Origin of the sequence: Streptomyces sp. NPDC051218 (assembly GCF_044455475.1) — a bacterium.
GTDB lineage: Bacteria > Actinomycetota > Actinomycetes > Streptomycetales > Streptomycetaceae > Streptomyces.
Genome location: NZ_JBITEU010000009.1, coordinates 251,077 through 273,743 on the forward strand (window position 1 = coordinate 251,077; position 22,667 = coordinate 273,743).

Consider the following 22,667-nt stretch of genomic DNA (forward strand, 5'->3'; position numbering starts at 1 on the left):
GTGAGGGTGTGACGGAGCGAGGGTGTGCCGGTTACGCGGGGCGGACCACGCTGTGGATCGGCATGTAGTAGATCGACTCGACGCGGACGTTCGCACCCGGCTTCGGGGCGTGGATCATCTTGCCGTCGCCGATGTAGATCCCCACGTGGCTGATGTCGTCGTAGAAGAAGACCAGGTCACCCGGCTTGGCATCGGCGGTCTTCACGGTCGAGCCGACCTTCACCTGGTCCCACGTCGTACGCGGCAGGGAGATCCCCGCGGCCTTCCACGCGTCCTGGGTGAGCCCGGAGCAGTCGTAGGAGTCGGGGCCTGTGGCGCCCCACACGTACGGCTTGCCGATCTGGGCCTCGGCGAAGTTGATCACCTTCGCGGCCTTCGTCGCGTAACCGCTGTCCGTGTCACCGGAGCCCGCGCCGGAGCCGGTGCCCGAGCCCGTGTCCGAACCGGAGCCCGCGTCAGGGGTCTCCTTGTCCTTCTCGCGCTCCTTGGCCGCGGCCTCTTCCGCCGCCTTGCGCTTGGCCTCCGCCTCGGCCTCCTGCTTGCGGGCCAGCTCGGCGGCCTTGCGCTTGGCCTCTTCTTCCTTCTTCTTCTCGATCGCCGCGAGCCGCGCCTTCTCCTCGGCCGTCAGATCCGAGAGCAGCGTGCGCGCCTGGCCCAGCTTCTTCTGGACGGTCTTCTTGCTCGTCTTGAGCTCGTCCCGCGAGTCGCTCAGCGTCTCCAGGCTCTCGGCTGCCTTCGTACGCTGCTTCGTCGCCGAGGCCTGCTGCGTCTGGTAGTCGTCGACCGCCTTCTTCTGGCGCGCGGTCAGCCGGTCCGACAGGTGGTTCTGGGCGAAGTACCCCTGCGGGTCTTCGGCGAGCATCATCGTGGCGGTGTCGGAGACCCCGCCGGTGCGGTACTGGGCCGCGGCGAACGTGCCCAGCTCCTGGCGGGCCTCGTTCAGCTTGTCGGTGCGCTCGGCCACATCGTCGAGAAGGGTGTCGACCTTCTTGCGCTGCTTGTCGGTGCGCTCCTTGACCGAGTTGTACTTCTGGGTGGCCACACCCGCCTGCTGGTAGAGGTCGTCGACCTTCTTCTGCACCTCTTCGAGGCTGGGCTTCCCGGGCGCGGACGGTGCCGCCTGCGCGCTCTGCGACAGGAGGGCCACGGAGGTCAGGGCCGCCGTCGTGATGCCGAGGGCGGGGGCGGTGCGTAGGCCGGCAATGCGGGTCCGCGGCTTGCGGTGCGACGCCAAGGGAGGCGACTCCTTCCGTAGACCGCCTACCGGGTTAGCTGTCGGGTTCGGGCGGGTGGTTCCGGAAGGTTGCCCTACAGTCCCGTACTTCGTACGGGACCGATTCACCCCAAGTTCATCGTGGGTCCCCGGCTCCGAGGAGATCGAACTCGGCGGAGGCCACCCGTTCCCGGCGGGGTTCGCCGGTGGGAGTACGAGCAGCCCGCGGAGCACGCTAGCCAACTCGTGTGGCCCGTGTGAAGGTTGATGTTCGATATGCCCGATACGTTTTCGTTACTTTACGAAGCTCTTGACGCGCGCACGTCGTGCCGAAGCGGAGAGTTACCGTCCGCGAGCGGGGCGTAAGCGGAGTGACGTGACCGGAACCCGGGGCGGGTTGTCAGTGGGGCCGCCTAGACTCGGGAGGCGATGAGCAGCCTCTTTGATGACAGCTTCCTGGCGGACCTCCAGCCCTCGCGGGCCTCGGAGGGGGAGCCCCCGCCGCCGCCCGAGGACAGTGCGCCGGAATCCGTTCCGCATGATCTGTTCGACGGGAAGTTCGACGCGCCCGTGCCCCGGGACGCGCACTACCGCGGCGGCGCCCCCCGCCCCGTGCTGGACCCGGCCGCCCTGCTCGACGGGCTGAACGAGAACCAGCGCGCGGCCGTCGTGCACGCGGACTCCCCGCTGCTCATCGTCGCGGGCGCCGGCTCCGGCAAGACCCGGGTCCTGACGCACCGCATCGCGTATCTCCTGGCCGAGCGGCACGTGCACCCGGGACAGATCCTGGCGATCACGTTCACGAACAAGGCCGCGGGCGAGATGAAGGAGCGCGTCGAGCAGCTCGTCGGGCCGCGGGCCAACGCGATGTGGGTGTCGACGTTCCACAGCGCGTGTGTCCGCATCCTGCGCCGCGAGTCGAAGAAGCTCGGCTTCACCTCGTCCTTCTCGATCTACGACGCCGCGGACTCCAAGCGGCTGATGGCGCTGGTCTGCCGCGATCTGGACATCGACCCGAAGAAGTTCCCGCCGAAGTCCTTCAGCGCCAAGATCTCGAACCTGAAGAACGAGCTGATCGACGAGGAGGCCTTCGCCGGGCAGGCCGCCGACGGCTTCGAGAAGACGCTCGCCCAGGCGTACGCGATGTACCAGTCGCGACTGCGCGAGGCGAACGCCCTCGACTTCGACGACCTGATCATGACGACGGTCCACATGTTCCGCGCGTTCCCGGACGTCGCCGAGCACTACCGCCGCCGCTTCCGCCACGTGATGGTCGACGAGTACCAGGACACCAATCACGCCCAGTACGCCCTGGTGCGCGAGCTGGTCGGCCCCTCCGGAGGCGAGGGGGACGACCCCGCCGAGCTGTGTGTCGTGGGTGACGCGGACCAGTCGATCTACGCCTTCCGCGGCGCGACGATCCGCAACATCCTCCAGTTCGAGGAGGACTACCCGAACGCGACGACGATCCTCCTGGAGCAGAACTACCGCTCCACGCAGACGATCCTGACCGCGGCCAACGCCGTCATCGAGCGCAACGAAAGCCGCCGCCCCAAGAACCTGTGGACCAACGCGGGCGCGGGCGCCGGCATCACGGGTTACGTCGCCGACACCGAGCACGACGAGGCGCAGTTCGTCGCCGACGAGATCGACCGGCTCACCGACGCGGGCGACGCGAAGGCGGGCGACGTCGCGATCTTCTACCGGACGAACGCGCAGTCCCGTGTCTTCGAAGAGATCTTCATCCGTGTCGGCCTGCCCTACAAGGTCGTCGGTGGCGTCCGCTTCTACGAGCGCAAGGAGGTCCGGGACGTCCTCGCGTATCTGCGGGTGCTCGCCAACCCGGAGGACTCCGTCCCGCTGCGGCGCATTCTGAACGTACCGAAGAGGGGCATCGGCGACCGCGCGGAAGCGATGATCGACGCGCTCTCGCAGCGCGAGAAGATCTCCTTCCCGCAGGCGCTGAAGCGCGTCGACGAGGCGTACGGGATGGCCTCCCGCTCGGCCAACGCCGTCAAGCGGTTCAACGTGCTGATGGAGGAGCTGCGGACCGTCGTCGAGTCCGGCGCGGGCCCCGCGGTGGTCCTGGAGGCCGTGCTCGAACGCACCGGGTATCTCGCCGAGTTGCAGGCCTCGACCGACCCGCAGGACGAGACACGCATCGAGAACCTCCAGGAACTGGCAGCCGTGGCGCTGGAGTTCGAGCAGGACAGCGGCGAGGCCACTGCTGGAGGCGAGGGGGAAGGCGAAGGGGAGACCGAGGGCGAGGAGGCCGCGGCCACAGGCGTGTCCGGCACGCTCTCCGAGTTCCTGGAGCGGGTCGCGCTCGTCGCCGACTCGGACCAGATCCCGGACGAGGAGGACGACGGCTCCGGAGTCATCACGCTGATGACGCTGCACACCGCCAAGGGCCTCGAGTTCCCGGTCGTCTTCCTGACCGGCATGGAGGACGGCGTCTTCCCGCACATGCGTGCCCTCGGGCAGGTAAAGGAGCTGGAGGAGGAGCGCCGCCTCGCGTACGTGGGCATCACGCGCGCGCGTGAGCGGCTCTATCTGACGCGGTCCTCGATGCGCAGCGCCTGGGGACAGCCCTCGTACAACCCGCCCTCGCGCTTCCTGGAGGAGATCCCGGAGGTTCACCTGGACTGGAAGCGGAAGGGTTCCGTCGGCGCACCGGCTTCCTCCGGGCCCGCGGCCTCGATCGCCTCCTCCTTGTCGTCCTCGCGCTCGCGCACCGGGGGCGCGCAGGGCTTCGCCACGCGCCGTACGTCGGAGAAGCCGGTGGTCGCGCTGGCCGTCGGGGACCGGGTCACGCACGACCAGTTCGGTCTCGGGACCGTGGTCGGTGTGAAGGGGACGGGCGCCAACGCCGAGGCGACGGTGGACTTCGGAGACCCGAAGCCGAAGCGGCTCCTGCTGCGGTACGCACCGGTGGAGAAGCTGTAACGCCCAACCCCGCGGGGGGCGGCCGGAGTTACGTCGGGTCGAGGCCGTGGCTGCGCAGCCACGGCAGCGGGTCGATCGCCGAGCCGCCGCCGGGGCGCACCTCGAAGTGCAGGTGCGGTCCGGTGGAGTTGCCGGAGTTCCCGGAGAAGGCGATGGGGTCGCCCGCCTTGACGGGGCCGCTGGAGACCTTGTGCGTGGAGAGGTGGCAGTACCACGTCTCCGTGCCGTCCTTGGCGGTCACGATCGCCATGTTGCCGTAGGCGCTGTTCCACTTCGTGGAGACCGTGCCGTCGGTGGCGGCGAGCACCTCGGTGCCGTACGACACCGGGAAGTCGATGCCGGAGTGCGCGGACATCCAGTTGATGCCCGCCTGGCCGTAGTACGCGCTCAGGCCGTGCTGCTTCACCGGCAGCGCGAACTTGGGGCGCAGGCGCTCCTTGCGCGCGGCTTCCTCGGCGGCCTTCTTCTCGGCGGCGACCTTCTCCGCCTTGAGGTCGATGCGCTCCTGGGTGCGGCTCGCGCGGTCGGCGAAGTCACCGGCGTCCGCGGAGAGGTTAGCCAACTGCGTGTCGAGCTTGTTGTTGGCGGCCGATGGCTGAACCGACGCGGGGTCAGGGGCCGATGCCGCCTGCGCCTCCTTCTCGTCACCGCCGAAGTCACCCACGGAAGCGGCGGCGATACCCGCGACGCCCATCACACAGGCGGAGGGCACGGCGACGGTGAAGAGCGCGGAGCGCTTGGCGGGGGAGCGGCGACGGGCCCGCGAACGGGAGCCGTGCGAACGGTCCATGACCGGCGGCTCGCCGTCACCCGCGGCGCCCCGGCGGCTCGGCTCGACCGGACCGAGTGCATCGGCGGGAGCCTCGTCGGGGGTGAACTCGTGTTCGGCGGAGGTCGGTTGGGCGTAGGCCTCGGGGGAGTGTGACTCGGAGAGGTACGGATCGACCGCGTAGGCCCCGGTGTCGTAGGGCGAATGTTCGTACGGGTCGGCCTCGTACGTGGCGGCCGCTCCGGGCGTGTCCTGATCTTCGTACGTCCCGAGGGGATCGTTCGTGACCAGCGTCTCGTGCGTCCCTGTGGCCCCGTACGTCATGTCCTGGCCGCCGGAGTTCCACGCGGTCGCGTCGTACGTGCCGGTGTCGAAGGCCTGGGTCTCCCACTGGCCGGTCTGCTGCGGCTGGTTCCAGGCGGTGGCGTCCCACTGGCTCGTTGCTTCGAGGCCGCCGGGCTGTGCGGGGATGTCGGCGGCGAGATGCTGATAACCGCCGGTCGACCACATGGCGCCGGTGTCGTAACTGCCGGTGTCGTAGCTGCCGGTCTCGTAACCACCGGTGTCGTACGCGGCTTGGTGCTGCGCGGCGTACGGGTCGTGGTTCAGCGTCTGCTGCGTCCCTGTGGTGGACCACTGGCCGGTGTCGTACGAACTGCCGGGCATGTCACCGAAGAGGGGGTCGGCCGCGAAGCTTCCGGTGTCCGGTCCTGCGGTCGCGTAGCCGCCTGTGATGTCGAGGCTTCCTGTGGCGTAGCCGTCGTACCCGGCGTAGGCGCCGTGCTCGGTGCCCTGCAGGTCATACGCCGCGTAGGGCGCATAGTCGGCAGGTGCCGAGGCCGGGGGTGTCGAGCTCCCCGACGGGTGACGGTCGTTCACCAACTTCTCTTTCGCCTCGGCAGCAGGGGCAGAGCAGTGCGGCGACTGTACCCGGCGGTATGCGGGCGCGACAATCTTCGCCAGGTTTCACGCTCTCAGGAAACGGGCATTCGGCCGTCTTTCGGCGGACTGCGGGCACAGCTTTGGCCCTGCGTTCGAGCTCCGTTCGATGAATTGTCTTCCCTGCGCGGTGCGAAAGCTGCTCCTCAGGCCACGGTCAGTCCGTTCTCGGCACCTGTCGCGGCGGTCCCCGGAGCGGGCGGATCGAGGGCTTGGCGGATCCCGGCGGCGACCGCGGGGTGCACGGACAGGGCGAGATGACCGATACCGGAGACACGTACGTTCTGTGCGTCCAGGTCGGGGTGGTTGACGCAGGCGGTCTCGAGTGGGGCCATCAGCTGGTCCAGATCGCTCCAGAAGCTCACGAAACGGGTCCGGCAGCCCGGTGCGGGCTCGCGCAGCTCCTCGATCAGGTCGGAGCCGGGGCGCATCTGGCGCACGATCGGATGCGCGTCGGCCAGCGGCACCACCCGCGTGCCCCCGTGCGGGGTGCCGAGGGTGACCAGCGTGCGGACGCGCTCGTCGCCGCCGAGGCGCTGCGCGTAATAGCGGGCTATCAGGCCGCCGAGACTGTGCCCGACGATGTCCACCCGGTGGTGGCCCGTGCGCTCGCAGATCTCCTCTATGTGGCGGCCGAGCAGCTCGGCGGCGGTGCGAATGTCGCAGGTGAGAGGGGAGTAGTTGAGGGACTCCACATGCTGGCCGCCGTGCTGGGCCAGGGAGCGGCGCAGGAGGACGAAGACCGAGCGGTTGTCGATGAAGCCGTGCAGGAGTACGACCGGAGGCCGGCTCTCCGCGGGGAGGCGAGGGGCGGCGTCGGGAGGCGGCAGTTCGGCGATGATCCGGCGTTCCTGGGCGATGCCCGAGGGGTAGAGGAGGAGGTGTCCGGCAAGGATCGCCACCTCGAGAGCGGTCGCCTTCAGCAGAGCCATGGAGAGCCCCGCCAGTCTGGCGGGCAGCTGGAGGCAGGGCGGGCGAAAGGGCAGGACCCTCGTGATGGTCATGGTCGACCTCCCGGTCGGCACGCGGGAGGACGGCTCTGTCCCCCGTGTGCCCGTAGTGGGGAGGCGTGGCGGAGGTCGTACGACGGTGCTCCGTCGGCGCCGGTGGCTTCCCGCAGGCCGGCGCGATCGCCGATGCGCCGCGTCACCACGGCGTGCGGCTGACGGCGTGGTGCCACGGTGACCTCGTTGCGGCTCCCCTTGCGCGCTCCCGGAGCGGTCCAAATGCCGCTTAATACGGGAGCGGCGCGCAGTGAACGTGTCCCATCGTGTGATTTCCCCCTCGCTCTCCACCGTGAAACTGCCCGGTGCGAGATGCTGGAGATAACGTTCGTTCACTTCCCCGGCCGGTGCGGCACGGGGTGCCAGTGCTCGGACAGATGGATATCGGTACATGGAGGCAGTGATGGGTGTGGCAGCCGGTCCGATCCGCGTGGTGGTGGCCAAGCCGGGTCTCGACGGTCATGATCGCGGAGCCAAGGTGATCGCGAGGGCACTGCGTGACGCGGGTATGGAGGTCATCTACACCGGCCTGCATCAGACGCCCGAGCAGGTGGTGGACACCGCGATCCAGGAGGACGCCGACGCGATCGGCCTGTCCATCCTCTCCGGCGCGCACAACACGCTCTTCGCGCGCGTGATCGAGCTCCTCAAGGAGCGTGACGCAGAGGACATCAAGGTCTTCGGCGGCGGCATCATCCCCGAGGCGGACATCGCGCCGCTAAAGGAGAAGGGCGTCGCGGAGATCTTCACCCCCGGTGCGACGACGGCATCGATCGTGGACTGGGTCAGGGCGAACGTCCGCCAGCCGGCGGGCGCCTGACGGTTGGGGGGCTGGGGCGGTGCTGGGCTGGGGGTGCGTGACGCCACCGGGCAATGGCAGGCGCCGGCGGGGGGCCTGATGGCCGCCGGGCTGGGGTTGGGTCCCGCCGGGTCGGGGTTGTCGTCCGCCGTGCTGCGGATGGAGTCCGCCGGGTTGCGGTGCCGCGCTCCGGGCTGTGGCTGACGCCCAATGTGCTGTGGTTGATGTTCGCCGGGGCGTGGCTGTTGGCGCCGGGTTGCGATTGATGGTCCGCCGTGCTGCGGTGGCGCGCTCCGGGTTGTGGCTGACGCCCGCGGTGCTGTGGTTGATGTTCGCCGGGGTGTGGCTGATGGCCGCCGGGTTGCGATTGAGGTCCGCCGTGCTGCGGTGCCGCGCTCCGGGCTGTGGCTGACGCCCACGGTGCTGTGGTTGATGTTCGCCGGGGCGTGGCTGATGGCCGCCGGGCTGCGGTTGTTCCGCCCGGCTTCTCTCGCTCCAGGGTGGGGGGCGGTTTCGTGTTGCGGTGGGGGTGGTGGGTGGCTGCCTTCGCGCCTTTTTCGGGTTTTCTAGGATGGCGGCACCTCCGGGGGCTCCGGGTGCTCCGGGAGCCCCTCGGACTCTGGGGGCGCGCCAAGTTCCGCTCGCATTGCCGCGCGTAGTCGCAACGTACTGACCAAGCGCTGGAAGGCCTCCGACCAGTAGCCGCCCGCTCCGGGGGACGCGTCCTCCGGCTCGTCCGGTATCGCGGTCAGTGCGTCGAGACGGACCGCCTCCGCCGGGTCAAGGCAGCGCTCCGCCAGGCCCATCACTCCGCTGAAGCTCCAGGGGTAACTCCCGGCGTCCCGCGCGATGTTCAGCGCGTCCACCACCGCCCGGCCCAGCGGCTCCGACCAGGGCAGCGCGCACACGCCGAGCAGTTGGAACGCCTCCGAGAGGCCGTGCGTCGCGATGAACCCCGCGACCCAGTCGGCCCGCTCCCCGGCAGGCAGCGCGGCGAGGAGCTTCGCGCGCTCGGCGAGCGATGCCGCGCCGGGCCCCGCCGCGTCGGGGGACGACGGGACGCCGAGCAGCGCCCGGGACCAGACCGCGTCGCGCATGCGCACGGCCGCACGGCACCACGCGGCGTGCAGCTCGCTCCGCCAGTCGTCGGCCACGGGAAGCGCCACGATCTCGGCGGGGGTACGGCCACCGAGCCGCTCCGGCCAGGTGCCGAGCGGAGCGGACTCCACCAACTGGCCCAGCCACCAGGAGCGTTCGCCCCGCCCTGTCGGCGGCTTCGGGGTGACGCCGTCTCGCTCCATGCCCGCGTCGCACTCGTGCGGCGCCTCGACGGTGAGCGTCGGCAAGCTCTTCGTGCCCTGCGCATGATCGATGGCCACGCAGGACGCCGCCCGGTCCGCCATCCGTGCGGCAAGGGCGGACGAGGGGAGCGCGGAGAGGAGCTCGGCCGCCGTGGCGCGTACGTTACGGCTGCGGTCGGTGAGGGCCTGCTCCAGGAACGGCTCGTCGGCGTCATGCAGGTGGGTGCGCAGGGAGTCCAGGAACATCAGGCGGTCCTCCGCCCGCTCCGTGCTCCAGGTGGAAGCTAGCAACCCCCGGGCGGCAGCCGGGTCATGGGCCTGTACCGCGCCGAGCAGGGCGACGCGCTCGGCGAAGAGACCCTCCTCCCAGAGCTGCTGGACCTGTGCGGTCTCTTCCGGGGCCGGCAGGGCCACACCGCCGCCCGGAGTGGAGCGGAGTGCGAACTTCCAGTCCGGGTTGAGCCGGGCCAGCCACAGGGCCCGCGGGCCCGCGAAGGCGAGGGCCTGCGGCCTGAGATCGGTGCGCCCGCGGGCCGCGTTCAGGAGAGCGGGAAGAAGCTCCGGCGGCGCCGCGAAGCCGCGGTCGTTGGCCAACGCCAGCCACTGGGGCAGAAGTTCCATCAGGTCTGGCACCGCGCCCCGGCGTCCGCCGCTGCCCGCTCCGGGGTGATCCGTGAGCAGCGTGGCGAGTCTGCGTCGTGCCGGGGGCGGCACCAGCGGCCTGGGATCGTCCGCCGCAGGCTCGGGAGGCGTGGCGGCGGGCGCGGGGGACAGCCCGGCTCTGCGCCGCACGGTCTGCACTGCGGCCGCGTCCAGGAGGACGGTCGGTGCGTCCTTGTCCTGGGTGCGTACGGGGGGAGTGCGGCGGTCGGTGCCGAGGAGCGCGGCGGTGACGAGGTCTTCCCAGGGGGTGACGTCCGCTTCGGCGAGTGCGGTCGCCTTGGGGTGTGTTGTGGCTGTTGTGGGTGTGGTGCGCCCGGTCGTTTCGGTGGGCTCAGGGGGAGCGGCGGATGCGGGGTGGGTGGCGGGTGAGATGGGCGCGGCGGGTGTGGTGTTGCCGGTCATGGGGACTCCTCTCCCGGACGGGTAGCTCAGGTGGACGAGTAGCTCAGGCGGGTGGGCAGCTCAGACGGATGGGTAGCCCAGGCGGGTGGGCAGCTCAGGCGGATGGGCAGCTCCGGTTCTCTCCGGTCCTCGCCCGTTCTCCATGGCGCTATGGCCTTGCAGGTCCCGCAGATCCCGTAGGTCCCGCAGATCCTGTAGGTCCCGCAGATCCCGTAGGTCCTGCAGATCCCGCGGGTCTCGCAGGCCCTGTAGACACCTCAGATCCCGCGGGTCTCGCCGGTCCTGTAGACACCTCAGGCACGTCGGATGCGCAGGGCCCGTAACCCTTCAGACCCGCCAGGCCCTTCAGACCCGCCAGGCCTCTCAGACCCGCCAGGCCCTTCAGACCCGCCAGGCCTCTCAGACCCGCCAGGCCCTTCAGACCCGCCAGGCCTCTCAGACCCGCCAGGCCTCTCAGGCCCGTCAGGCCTCTCAGGCCCGTCAGGCCCCCCAAGCCCCCAAGCCCCTCAGGCCCGCCATGTCCCCTAGGTCCCTCAGGCCTGCCAGGCCCGCCAGGTCCCTCAGGCCTGCCAGGCCCGCCAGGTCCCTCAGGCCTGCCAGGCCCCCCAGGTCCCCCAGGCCCCTCAGGCCTGCCAGGTCCCCCAGGTCCCTCAGGCCTGCCAGGTCCCCCAGGTCCCTCAGGCCTCGGGGATACCTGGTGCCGCCGCACCGACCCGGCGCGCCCCGTTGCGGCTAGCACAGGGACACCGCCTCCCCCGCTCCATGCGGTGGCCAGGCCGTAAGAGGGGTGAAGCCCTCGTGGCCGCACTCGCCGAAGACCGTCACCGGAGCGCCTCCGGAGAGTGCCACCAACCGCCACAGGCCCGCTCGGGACGCGGCGGAGGGGGTGACGGGCAGTGCCATGTCGCCCTCCGCGTCCACCAGTTGCCAGCTGTCGGGTGAGGGCCCCGAGAGCGGAGTCGGTATGACTTCGCTCAGCGTCACCGGCCAGGCGTCCAGCCATGGGTCGTCCCGCAGCACCTCTCCGTAGCGTTGCGCGGCCTGTTCCGTTCGTACGCCCCGCGGCCGGATGGCCGTCGGCGCGGGAGTACCGAATTGCTCGCCCAGGTCGGCCCGCAACTGACCGGCGCCCGGGTACGAGGTCAGCTCGGCGTCCAGCGCGAGGCCCACCGGCAGCGCGAGTGACGGCGCGCGGCCCGCGGCTCCGTAAGAGAGGAGTAGGGCCGGCCGTCCGGACTCCGCGCCGTACAGCCAGATCCGGCGGGTGGTGAGCTTGCTGTCCGCCGCGTCGTACTGCGCGAGGACCAGCCAGCGGTCCCGCACCGGTGGGCCCTCCGCCGGCGCGGGCAGGCCTATGCGGGAGCGGACCGTGGCGGCCAGGGCCTCCGGCAGTCGCTCGCGGTGCAGCCAGCCCTGGTCGAGGAGGTGAAGGAGCGCGCACTCCTCCAGCATCCGCACGGGCCAGCCGGGCCCGGAGGAGGGGATGGCGCCCAATTCCCTGACGCGCGAGGCAAGTCCCGGCGCCTGCGCGTCGACCATGCGGGCCGCTGTCTCCTCCCACAGCCCGTACCCCGTCTGCTCGGCGGCGGCTATGCCGCCCCGCAGCAGATCGGAGAGGCGCTGCTCAAGCTCCATCACCCCGACCGTGACCCGCTCGGCCCGCCGCTCCGCCCTGCGGCGCGCGGCCTCGGGATCAGCGACCGGCGAGCCCGGCGCCGCATCCGAAGTCCGCTTCGTCTCTGCTCTCTTACGGCGCCCCGCCAGCCATTCCTCCGCCCACCCCGGCGGCTGCGCGTCCGGCGCCACACCGACCGTCCCGTCCTCGCCCGCCCAGAGCAGCAGCAGCCCGAGCGCGTGCTTGCACGGGAACTTGCGGCTCGGACAACTGCACTTGTACGCCGGACCCCCGGCGCCGGTGACGCCCGCGACGTCGACGACCGTCTGATACGGCCTGCTCCCACTCCCCTTGCACAGTCCCCACACCGTCCCCTCGCCCGAACTACCCGCCTCCGACCATGGGCCGGCGACGCCGAGTTTGCTTCCCGCCTTGCGTGATGGCGCGTCAGGAGCCAAGGCCAGCACCTGATCCGCCGTCCAGCGCACCCCCTGCTGAGTCATGTCATCGAAGGTAGATCCCACCACTGACAATCGACCCCGAGCACCTCGTCTGTGCAGGTCAGCGGCGTGCGAGGGTCGATTGTCAGTGGCGTGGTGCACGGTTGGAATCACATCCGGGCCAGATGCGTCCGGACGAGTTGGAGGGGGATCGCTCCATGACCGTGTCCGTCGACTCGACGACCTCAACGACCTCAACGACCTCGACAACCGCGGCGACCTCGACATCCGCGGCGGCCGAGAACCAGCTCGCGTCCGTGTCCACCGCGCCCGCGGGGGAGGCGGAGGCGCTTCGGCCGCATGCCGAGCATGCCTTCGCCGCCGAACTGGCCGCGCTCGCCGCGCAGGACGACCGGCCCCGGCCTGCCCGCTGGCGACTCTCGCCATGGGCGGTCGCGACGTATCTGCTCGGCGGCACGCTGCCTGACGGAACGGTGATCTCGCCGAAATACGTGGGGCCGCGCCGCATCGTCGAGGTCGCCGTCACCACCCTCGCCACCGATCGCGCCCTGCTTCTGCTCGGCGTGCCCGGCACCGCGAAGACGTGGGTGTCCGAGCATCTGGCGGCCGCCGTCAGCGGCGACTCGACACTGCTCGTGCAGGGCACGGCCGGAACGCCGGAGGAGGCGATCCGGTACGGCTGGAACTACGCACAGCTGCTCGCGCACGGCCCCAGCCGCGACGCGCTCGTGCCGAGCCCTGTCATGCGGGCCATGTCCGAAGGCATGACGGCGCGGGTCGAGGAGCTGACCCGCATCCCCGCGGACGTACAGGACACGCTGATCACGATCCTGTCGGAAAAGACCCTTCCCATACCGGAGTTGGGCCAGGAAGTGCAGGCCGTGCGCGGCTTCAACCTCATCGCCACGGCCAACAACCGCGACCGCGGGGTCAACGATCTGTCGAGCGCGCTGCGTCGCCGCTTCAACACAGTGATCCTTCCGCTGCCGGAGAGCGCCGACGCCGAGGTCGACATCGTCGCGCGGCGCGTCGACCAGATCGGGCGCTCGCTCGATCTGCCGTCAGGGCCCGAGGGGATCGACGAGATCCGCCGCGTCGTCACCGTCTTCCGCGAGCTGCGGGACGGAGTCACGGCCGACGGGCGTACGAAGGTGAAGTCGCCGAGCGGCACGCTCTCGACGGCCGAGGCGATATCCGTCGTGACCAACGGGCTCGCGCTGGCCGCGCACTTCGGGGACGGCGTGCTGCGGCCGGGCGATGTCGCGGCGGGAATCCTCGGCGCGGTCGTACGCGACCCGGCGGCGGACCGGGTGATCTGGCAGGAGTACCTGGAGGCGGTGGTTCGTGAGCGTGACGGTTGGAAGGACTTCTACCGCGCGTGCCGTGAGGTGAGTGCGTGACGGGTGCGGGTGCGGGTGCTGGTGTGAGTGCGGTTGCGGGTGTGGGTGATGTGACGGTGTGTTGTTCGCGGGAGACGGGGAGGGGCGGACATGAACGGCGAGGCGCGGGGGACGACTCGGGCTGGCGAGGGGCCTTTGCTGCTCGGGGTGAGGCATCACGGGCCGGGGTCGGCGCGTGCGGTGCGTGCGGCGCTTGAGCAGGGTGCGCCACGTGTGCTGCTGATCGAGGGGCCGCCGGAGGCCGACGCGTTGGTGGGGCTCGCGGCGGAGGAGGGGATGCGGCCGCCGGTCGCGCTGTTGGCGCACGTGGTGGACGAGCCCGGTCGGTCGGCGTTCTGGCCGCTGGCCGACTTCTCGCCGGAGTGGGTCGCGATCAAGTGGGCTGCGGAGACGGGGGTCCCGGTGCGGTTCGTGGATCTTCCGGCGGCGCATTCGCTGGCGCGGCCGGATGTGGCCGAGGGGCCGGAGGATTCGGCGGAAGGCGCGCCGGACGAGTCCAAAGCTCCGGACGACGGGGGTGCGGACGCGGGTGCGGACGCGGATGTGGGCGCTGACGTGCATGCGGATGTGGCTGCGGTGCGGATCGATCCGCTCGCGGTACTTGCCGAGACCGCCGGGTACGACGATCCGGAGCGGTGGTGGGAGGACGTGGTCGAACACCGGGGGGCGAGCGAAGACGCCTTCGCGCCATTCGACGCGCTGGGCGAGGCGATGGGGGTGCTGCGTGAGGAGTACGGGACGGGTGGGCACGACCGTGACCTGGTGCGCGAGGCGTACATGCGCGTCCAGGTGCGAGCGGCGCAGCGGGAGTTCGGCGCGGACCACGTCGCGGTCGTGTGCGGGGCATGGCATGTGCCCGCGCTGCGGCAGAAGGTGACGGTCGCGGCCGACCGCGCGCTGCTCAAAGGGCTGCCGAAGGTGAAGGTCGACATGACCTGGGTGCCCTGGACTCACCGCCGCCTCTCGCGGGCCAGTGGGTACGGCGCGGGAATCGCGTCGCCCGGTTGGTACGGGCATCTGTTCAGCGCTCCCGACCGGCCCGTCGAGCGATGGCTGACCAAGGTCGCTCGGCTCCTTCGGGACGAGGACAGGCTCGTATCGTCCGCGCATGTCATCGAGGCGGTGCGCCTCGCGGACACGCTCGCCGCGATGCGCGGGCGTCCGCTGCCTGGGCTCACCGAGACGACGGACGCGATCCGGGCGGTGATGTGTGAGGGCTCGGACGTGCCGCTGTCCCTCGTGCACGACAAGCTCGTCGTCGGGGATGTCCTCGGGGAGGTGCCTGACTCGGCGCCTGCGGTGCCGTTGCAGCGCGATCTCACGCGCCTCCAGCGGAAGCTGCGGCTCAAACCGGAGGCTCTGGAGCGGGAGTTGGAGCTGGATCTGCGCAAGGACACGGACGCGGCGCGCAGCAGGCTGTTGCACCGCCTCCGGCTGCTCGGGATCGGCTGGGGCGAGCAGGTCGAGTCGCGGGGGAGTACGGGTACGTTCCGGGAGACGTGGCGGCTGCGGTGGGAGCCGGAGCTTGCTGTGCGGGTGGCCGAGGCGGGGGTGTGGGGGACGACCGTGCTGGCGGCGGCCACCGCTCGGGCGGAGTCCGCTGCCGTCGGGGCCGGGGCGCTGGCCGATGTCACCGCGCTGGCCGAGCGGTGTCTGCTGGCCGAGTTGCCGGACGCGCTGCCTGTGGTGATGCGGGTCCTCGCGGACCGGGCGGCGCTGGACGCGGACGTCGGGCATCTGGCGCAGGCGCTGCCCGCGTTGGTGCGGTCACTTCGGTACGGGGATGTGCGGGGCACGGACACGGCCGCGCTCGGCGAGGTGGCCGTGGGCCTGGCCGAGCGGGTGTTCGTCGGGCTGCCGCCCGCGTGCGCGGGGCTCGACCAGGACGCGGCGCTCGAGATGCGGGGGCATGTGGACGCGGTCCACCAGGCGGTGGGCCTGCTGGGGGAGCTGGGCGCCGGACCGGCGGATGCGGGGGCGTCCGGTCCGCGGCCGTCTCCACCGGGAGCCGGCATGCGGGGGCGGTGGTACGGCGTGCTGAGGGTGCTGGGCGAGCGGGAGAGCGTCGCGGGGGTGGTGCGGGGGCGGTGCGTGCGGATCTTGATGGACGGCGGGGAGTTGGCCGATGGCGAGGCCGCCCGGTTCATGGGGCTCGCCCTGTCACGGGGAACCGAACCCGCTGAAGCCGCCGCCTGGATCGAGGGGTTCGTGGGCGGCGGGTCAGGGGGCGGCATGTTGCTCGTGCACGACGAGCGGCTGCTCGGCCTGGTCGACGACTGGCTGACCGGCGTCCCCGACCGCGCCTTCACCGACGTGCTGCCACTGCTGCGGCGCACCTTCTCGGCGTACGAACCGGGAGTGCGACGCACACTTGGCGAGCTGGTACGGCGCGGCCCGACAACGGGCGACGCGAGCCCGACCGAGGCCACCGGGATACCTGGCTTCGGCCCGACCCTGAACACCGAGCGCGCGGACGCGGTCCTGCCGGTGCTGAGTCTGCTGCTGGGGGTTGGGCTGGATTCTGGGGGTGCGGACCCTGGGGGTGCGTCCGGCGGCGGCGGGGTGGTGGCTCGGGGCGAGGCTGTGCGGGGCTCTGGGGCGGGAGCTGGGCTAGGGGCTGCGCGTGGCTCCGGGGTGGAGGCCGGCTCGGGGGGCGTGCCTGGTGCCGGGGCCGAGTCCGCGGCGCCGACGGTTGTGCCTGGTTCCGGGGCTGAGTCCGGGCCTGGGGCGGCGGTTGTGCCTCGGGCCGGGGCTGTGCGGGGCTCCTGGGTGGAGTTCGGTGTTGGGGCTGGTGTTGTGGTTGTGGCTGTGGCTGGGCCAGGGGTAACGCTCGATTCCGGGGTGTCGCCTGGCTCCGGGGTAGTGCCCGATTCCGGGGTAGTGCCCGATTTCGGGGTGGCGCCTGGCTCCGGGGTGGCGCCGGGCTCCGGGGTAGCGCTCGACTTCAGGGTGGCGCCTGGCTCGGGAGTGGCGAAGGGAGTTGAGGCCGGGGGCGGGGCCGGGGGCGGGGCCAGGGGCGGGGATGGGTGCGGGGTTGTGGGGGTGGGGGGATCGTGTCGGGCGTGACAGCAGGGGGTGATCGGGGCGTGGGCTCGGGAGTGGGGAGTGGGCTGGTGACGGATTCTGTGCAGGAGCGGATGCGGCGGTGGCGGCTTGTGTTGGGCGGGGGGTCCGCCGATGGGACCGGGTGCGAGCTCGGGGGGCGGGATGCGGCGATGGATGGGGCGCTTGGTGCTCTTTATGGGGGAGGGGATGCGGGGGCGAAGGACCGGGGGCGGGACCGTTCGGCGGGGCTCGGGGCGTCCGCGCCGTCCGTGGCGCGTTGGCTCGGGGACATTCGGACGTACTTCCCCTCCTCCGTGGTCCAGGTCATGCAGCGTGACGCCATCGAGCGGCTGGGGCTGTCCACCCTGCTCCTGGAGCCCGAGATGCTGGAAGCCGTGGAGGCCGACGTCCATCTGGTGGGGACCCTTCTCTCCCTTAACAAGGCCATGCCGGAGACCACCAAAGAGACCGCGCGGGCCGTCGTACGCAAGGTCGTCGAGGACTTGGAGAAGCGGCTCGCCACGCGTACCCGCGCCACCCTCACCGGCGCGCTCGACCGCAGCGCCCGCGTCAGCCGGCCGCGCCACCACGACATCGACTGGAACCGCACGATTGCGGCCAACCTCAAGAACTACCTGCCGGAGTACAAGACGATCGTGCCCGAGCGCCTCATCGGGTACGGGCGGGCTTCGCAGTCCGTGAAGAAAGAGGTCATCCTCTGCATCGACCAGTCGGGCTCGATGGCCGCGTCCGTCGTCTACGCCTCGGTGTTCGGTGCCGTGCTCGGTTCGATGCGGTCGCTCAACACACGGCTCGTCGTCTTCGACACGAATGTCGTCGACCTGACCGATCAGCTCGACGACCCCGTGGACGTCCTGTTCGGCACGCAGTTGGGGGGCGGCACCGACATCAACCGGGCGCTCGCGTACTGCCAGTCGCAGATCACCCGTCCCGCCGACACCATCGTCGTCCTCATCAGCGACCTCTACGAAGGGGGTATTCGCAACGAGATGCTGAAGCGGGTCGCGGCGATGAAGGCGTCCGGTGTGCAGTTCGTGACGCTGCTCGCGCTCTCCGACGAGGGGGCACCCGCGTACGACCGTGAACACGCGGCGGCGCTCTCGGCCCTGGACGCGCCCGCCTTCGCCTGCACCCCGGATCTCTTCCCGGAGGTGATGGCAGCGGCGATCGAAAAGCGCCCACTGCCCATACCGGACATGAATACGCATCGGTAACAGGGGGCTTGCGCGAAGGCGGGCGGCCCGTGCGAGGATCACCGGGCTTTATCTCCCGCTCATCTTCCGCTCGCCCTCCGCGTACCCCCCGCTCGCCCTCCGCTCGCCTCCCGGAGTAGGAATCCCTCGTCTTGACTCCCGCAGCAGTCGTTCCGCCCGATGCCGCTGTGCGCATGTCGCGCGCCGTGGCCGGGCGGCGTGCGCTGCAAGTGGTGCTGCTGCTCGCCGGGTTGCTCGCGCTGGGATTCCTCTGCGGCGAGCGCGCGCATGCGGCGGATGGTGTGCCGGATGCGAGGCGTGTGTCGGCGGCCCCGCCGACGCCGACGCCGGCGTCGGCATCAGAGTGGCCGGCGGGACCGGTGCGTGAGCGGGTTGCCGAGCCTGTGCGTGAGACCGTCGGCGGGACGGCGCGCAAGGCTGTGCGCGAGGGGCAGGAGAGGCGTGAGGTCGTGCGCCGTGCTGCCGTTGAGCCTGTGGCTGATGCCGCCGAGCCCGTGGACCGGACGGCGCGGAGTGTCGTGCGGCCGGTCGTGGCAGGGGCCGCCGGAGTGGTCGAGAGCGCGCCGCAGCGGGTGTTGCCCGAGGCGCACAGGCCCCCGGTCATTCCCGACTCACCTGAACTGCCCGCGCCCGGCACACCTGCCGTCCCCGGCATTCCCGCTTTCCCCGGCGTCCCTGACGTGCCCGGCGTTCCCGGTGCGCCTGACGCGCCTGAGCTTCCGGAGCCTGGGGTTGGCAGCGGGGCGGACGTCGACGCCGAGTCGCAGTCACCCCACGCCGGTCAGGCGGAGGCGGCTGCTCGGGCTCGCGCCAAGTCCACGTACGACGGCACAGGTGCAGGCATAGGCACAGGCACCGGCCTTGCCGCTCGCGCAGGTACTGGCATTCCGACAGCTACCGGCGGCGACGGCGATGGTGACGGCGGCTCGGGCCACGCGCACCGCACCGGGCACGAGCCGTTCCCGTCGGTGCCCGGCGATCCCGCGCGGACGCTGGGTGGGCAGTCGGCCGGTGACGGGAGTTCGACGCGGCACGGTGAACCGTGTGCCGCCTCGCTCGACAGCCGTGCGCCGGTGCGGCTTCTGCAGGGTGCCGGGGCCGGTCAGGTTCCCGCGCCGGTCCGCGAACGACACCGGGACATTCCCGAATTCCCTGGCTAGGGCAGCCCTTTCCCCGCGAAGACCTGCCGCGCGGGGGTGGCAAAGGTCTGCCAGCCGACCGGACGTATCGATACGTATGGAGACGTATGGGCCCGTCCGGCCGGATTCACAGCCAGAGTTCGAAGGATCTGAAGCACGCATGAACAAGAACATCCGCCGTTCCATCGTCATAGCCGCCGGTGTCACGGGCGCCTGGGCACTCGGTTCCGCCGTGGCCAGCGCGGACGAGCTGCCGCAGCACTCCGTCGCCCTGCCGGACAACGCGTCCGACACGGTCGCCGACGTGGCCGAGGACGTCACCGCCGTCCGGGGCAAGGCGAAGTCCACCGTCACGGAAGCCAAGGCCGCCGCCCCCAAGGCCCCCGAGGCCGACCTCCCCAAGGCCCCCGCCGTCGACACCCCGGACGTCAGCACCCCGGACGTCAGCACCCCGCACATCAGCACCCCGGACGTCACCACCGCCGACGTCAGCACCCCCGAGGACTCCGTCGACTACCTCTTCGGCCCCCTCTCCGCCTTCGCCCCCGACCTCGACGACACCAAGGCGACCGCCGCCCCCGTAGTGGACGAGACCGCCACGGCCGTGCTGCCGCCCGTCGCCGCCACGGCCGTCGACGGTGTGGTGCCGGTCGCCGGGCAGGCCGTCGGCGACGTCGGTTACCTGGCGCAGGGCGTGGTCGGTGACGTGCGGCCGTTCGCCGACGGGGTCGTCGGTGAGGTCCCGCCGTTCGTGCAGAGTGTCGTCGGCGAGGACGTGCGGCCGTTCGCCGGCGGAGTCGTCGACTCCGTATCGCCGCTCGTGCAGACCGTCACCGACCAGGTGCGGCCCGTCGTGCAGGGCGTGGGAGGCAGCGCGGGCGAGCTCGCGTACGGCGTCACGGGCGACGTCCAGCCGTTCGCCGGTGGAGTCGTCGGCCAGGTCGCGCCCTTCGCGCAGGACCTGACGGGCACCGTCGCTCCCGACGCCCAGTCGCTCGCCGGGAACGCCGTCACGGGCGTCCACGGCGTGGCCGGCTCGGTCACCCCGAGCTACCTGCCCACGACGCACGCCCTCTAAGAGCGGGAGCCGGGGAGGGAGCGGGGGCGGCATCCGTGCGGCGGCGCGGAGCCGCTCCCTTCTCCCGCCCCCTCCCCCCACCCCTCCCCCTCTGCTCCGCCCCCAGCCCACCGCCCCCGCGATCTGTGACAGTCATCACCGCCCAAATGTGATCTGCGATTTAGGGACCCAAGGCCCACGGCGATAACCTGCGAGACGGACATGCCGCGTACCGGACTCCGTCCTACGCCTCCCTTGTGACAGCGCAGTCACGTTGCCCTCCGCGGCACGCCCACGCAGACAGCTGACCACAAAGCAGCGAGATCGCAGCGAGATCACGGAAAAGGGACGGACGCGCGTGGACCTGTTCGAGTACCAGGCGAGGGACCTCTTCGCCAAGCACGGTGTACCGGTGCTGGCCGGTGAAGTCATCGACACGCCTGAGGCGGCGCGCGAGGCCACCGAGAAGCTGGGCGGCAAGTCGGTCGTCAAGGCACAGGTGAAGGTCGGTGGCCGCGGCAAGGCCGGCGGCGTGAAGCTGGCCGACACCCCGGACGAGGCCGTCGCTCGCGCGACGGACATTCTCGGGATGGACATCAAGGGCCACACGGTCCACAAGGTGATGATCGCCGAGCTGTCCCCGGAGATCGAGGCGGAGTACTACGTCTCGTACCTCCTCGACCGCACCAACCGCACCTTCCTCGCCATGGCGTCGGTGCAGGGCGGCATGGACATCGAGGAGGTCGCGGAGAAGACCCCCGAGGCCCTCGCGAAGGTCCCGGTCAACGCCGTCGAGGGCGTGAACATCGACAAGGCCCGCGAGATCGTGGCCCAGGCGAAGTTCCCGGCCGAGGTGGCCGAGGGTGTCGCCGAGGCCATGGTGACCCTGTGGGACACCTTCGTCGCCGAGGACGCGCTCCTCGTCGAGGTCAACCCCCTCGTCAAGACCAAGGACGGCCGCATCCTGGCCCTGGACGGCAAGGTCTCGCTCGACGAGAACGCCGACTTCCGCCAGGCCGACCACGAGGCGCTCGAGGACAAGGACGCAGCCAACCCGCTCGAGGCTGCCGCCAAGGCCAAGAACCTCAACTACGTGAAGCTCGACGGCGAGGTCGGCATCATCGGCAACGGCGCGGGTCTCGTCATGAGCACCCTGGACGTCGTCGCGTACGCCGGTGAGGCGCACGACAACGTCAAGCCGGCCAACTTCCTCGACATCGGCGGCGGCGCCTCGGCCGAGGTCATGGCGAACGGCCTGGAGATCATCCTCGGCGACCCGGACGTCAAGTCCGTCTTCGTCAACGTCTTCGGTGGCATCACCGCCTGTGACGAGGTCGCCAACGGCATCGTCCAGGCGCTCGAGCTGCTCAAGTCCAAGGGCGAGGAAGTCACCAAGCCCCTGGTCGTGCGCCTCGACGGCAACAACGCGGAGCTGGGTCGCAAGATCCTGAGCGACGCCAACCACCCGCTCGTGCAGCGTGTGGACACCATGGACGGCGCGGCCGACAAGGCCGCCGAGCTCGCGGCCGCGAAGTAAGGGAAGAGGTTAAGACACCACCATGGCTATCTTCCTCAACAAGGACAGCAAGGTCATCGTCCAGGGCATGACCGGTGCCACGGGCATGAAGCACACCAAGCTCATGCTGGGTGACGGCACGAACATCGTCGGCGGCGTGAACCCGCGCAAGGCCGGCACCAAGGTCGACTTCGACGGCACCGAGGTACCGGTCTTCGGCTCGGTCAAGGAGGCCATGGAGGCCACGGGCGCCAACGTGTCCGTCCTCTTCGTGCCGCCGGCCTTCTCCAAGGCCGCCGTCGTCGAGGCGATCGACGCCGAGATCCCCCTCGCGGTCGTCATCACCGAGGGCATCGCCGTCCACGACTCCGCCGCCTTCTGGGCGTACGCGAAGTCGAAGGGCAACAAGACCCGCATCATCGGCCCGAACTGCCCCGGTCTCATCACCCCGGGTCAGTCGAACGCCGGCATCATCCCGGGCGACATCACGAAGCCGGGCCGCATCGGCCTGGTCTCGAAGTCCGGCACGCTGACGTACCAGATGATGTACGAGCTCCGTGACATCGGCTTCTCGTCGGCCGTCGGCATCGGTGGCGACCCGGTCATCGGTACGACGCACATCGACGCCCTCGAGGCGTTCGAGGCCGACCCCGACACCGACCTGATCGTCATGATCGGCGAGATCGGCGGCGACGCCGAGGAGCGTGCGGCGGACTACATCAAGGCCAACGTGACGAAGCCGGTCGTCGGCTACGTCGCCGGCTTCACCGCGCCCGAGGGCAAGACCATGGGCCACGCCGGCGCCATCGTCTCCGGCTCCTCCGGCACGGCTGCCGCCAAGAAGGAGGCCCTTGAGGCCGCGGGCGTCAAGGTCGGCAAGACGCCGACCGAGACGGCCAAGCTGGCGCGCGCGATTCTGGCCGGCTGAAGCTTGGCCTGAGCTTTGACGAGCTTTGAAGGTGGGCCCGCATCTCACTCAAGTGAGGTGCGGGCCCACCTTCTTGTCTGCGGGCCGTCCGCGGCTGGTCGCGCAGTTCCCCGCGCCCCTAAGGACTGCGCAGTTCCTCGCGCCCCTAAGGACTGCGCAGTTCCTCGCGCCCCTAAGGACTGCGCAGTTCCTCGCGCCCCTAAGGACTGCGCAGTTCCTCGCGCCCCTAAGGACT

14 protein-coding genes and 1 riboswitch are annotated in these 22,667 nt (G+C 70.8%); of the genes, 9 read left to right on the forward strand and 5 right to left on the reverse strand.

The window, feature by feature from the left end; genetic code table 11:
• Nucleotides 1-31: 31 nt before the first annotated feature.
• Entirely contained in the window at nt 32-1,234 is a 1,203-nt protein-coding gene (locus tag ACIBCK_RS26950; RefSeq protein WP_399394284.1) for an NlpC/P60 family protein, read from the reverse strand.
• Nucleotides 1,235-1,241: 7 nt separating this feature from the next.
• Nucleotides 1,242-1,399: riboswitch (cyclic di-AMP (ydaO/yuaA leader) on the reverse strand.
• A 243-nt stretch (nt 1,400-1,642) separates the two neighbouring features.
• On the opposite strand from ACIBCK_RS26950, the gene pcrA reads away from it, so the two are divergent.
• Entirely contained in the window at nt 1,643-4,159 is a 2,517-nt protein-coding gene (gene pcrA, locus ACIBCK_RS26955) for a DNA helicase PcrA (RefSeq protein ID WP_399394286.1), read from the forward strand.
• Between the two features lie 28 nt (nt 4,160-4,187).
• On the opposite strand, the gene ACIBCK_RS26960 is transcribed toward pcrA, so the two are convergent.
• Together ACIBCK_RS26960 and ACIBCK_RS26965 are read right to left on the reverse strand one after the other, a co-directional pair.
• Nucleotides 4,188-5,807 (reverse strand): peptidoglycan DD-metalloendopeptidase family protein, encoded by a 1,620-nt coding sequence (locus ACIBCK_RS26960; protein ID WP_399394288.1) that lies wholly within the window; start codon nt 5,805-5,807, stop codon nt 4,188-4,190.
• Between the two features lie 206 nt (nt 5,808-6,013).
• Complete coding sequence (locus ACIBCK_RS26965) at nt 6,014-6,871, reverse strand: lipase family alpha/beta hydrolase (protein WP_399394290.1); 858 nt, start codon at nt 6,869-6,871, stop codon at nt 6,014-6,016.
• Nucleotides 6,872-7,274: 403 nt separating this feature from the next.
• Between ACIBCK_RS26965 and ACIBCK_RS26970 the strand changes: the two genes are divergently transcribed.
• Nucleotides 7,275-7,691: a cobalamin B12-binding domain-containing protein gene (locus ACIBCK_RS26970; protein WP_160506729.1), complete on the forward strand. Its 417-nt coding sequence runs from the start codon at nt 7,275-7,277 to the stop codon at nt 7,689-7,691.
• A 545-nt stretch (nt 7,692-8,236) separates the two neighbouring features.
• Here the strand turns inward: ACIBCK_RS26970 and ACIBCK_RS26975 are convergent.
• A complete protein-coding gene (locus tag ACIBCK_RS26975; protein ID WP_399394292.1) occupies nt 8,237-10,036 on the reverse strand; it encodes a DUF5691 domain-containing protein in 1,800 nt (599 codons plus the stop codon).
• Nucleotides 10,037-10,768: 732 nt separating this feature from the next.
• Nucleotides 10,769-12,154, reverse strand: coding sequence for an SWIM zinc finger family protein (locus tag ACIBCK_RS26980; RefSeq protein ID WP_399394294.1), 1,386 nt, complete (start codon nt 12,152-12,154; stop codon nt 10,769-10,771).
• Nucleotides 12,155-12,309: 155 nt separating this feature from the next.
• On the opposite strand from ACIBCK_RS26980, the gene ACIBCK_RS26985 reads away from it, so the two are divergent.
• The 7 genes from ACIBCK_RS26985 (at nt 12,310) to sucD (ending at nt 22,432) form a co-directional block, all read left to right on the forward strand.
• Nucleotides 12,310-13,512, forward strand: coding sequence for an AAA family ATPase (locus ACIBCK_RS26985; RefSeq protein ID WP_399394295.1), 1,203 nt, complete (start codon nt 12,310-12,312; stop codon nt 13,510-13,512).
• Between the two features lie 90 nt (nt 13,513-13,602).
• Nucleotides 13,603-16,578 carry a DUF5682 family protein gene (locus tag ACIBCK_RS26990; RefSeq protein WP_399394296.1) on the forward strand — a complete coding sequence of 992 codons (2,976 nt, stop codon included), beginning with the start codon at nt 13,603-13,605 and terminating at the stop codon, nt 16,576-16,578.
• Between the two features lie 71 nt (nt 16,579-16,649).
• Entirely contained in the window at nt 16,650-17,792 is a 1,143-nt protein-coding gene (locus tag ACIBCK_RS26995; protein ID WP_399394618.1) for a vWA domain-containing protein, read from the forward strand.
• A 131-nt stretch (nt 17,793-17,923) separates the two neighbouring features.
• Nucleotides 17,924-18,952 (forward strand): hypothetical protein, encoded by a 1,029-nt coding sequence (locus tag ACIBCK_RS27000; protein ID WP_399394298.1) that lies wholly within the window; start codon nt 17,924-17,926, stop codon nt 18,950-18,952.
• Between the two features lie 139 nt (nt 18,953-19,091).
• Nucleotides 19,092-20,009, forward strand: a complete 918-nt coding sequence (locus ACIBCK_RS27005; RefSeq protein WP_399394299.1) for a hypothetical protein — start codon at nt 19,092-19,094, stop codon at nt 20,007-20,009.
• Nucleotides 20,010-20,346: 337 nt separating this feature from the next.
• Nucleotides 20,347-21,525: an ADP-forming succinate--CoA ligase subunit beta gene (sucC, locus tag ACIBCK_RS27010; RefSeq protein WP_399394301.1), complete on the forward strand. Its 1,179-nt coding sequence runs from the start codon at nt 20,347-20,349 to the stop codon at nt 21,523-21,525.
• 22 nt (nt 21,526-21,547) lie between these two features.
• Nucleotides 21,548-22,432 carry a succinate--CoA ligase subunit alpha gene (sucD, locus tag ACIBCK_RS27015; RefSeq protein WP_160506736.1) on the forward strand — a complete coding sequence of 295 codons (885 nt, stop codon included), beginning with the start codon at nt 21,548-21,550 and terminating at the stop codon, nt 22,430-22,432.
• Nucleotides 22,433-22,667 lie beyond the last annotated feature (235 nt).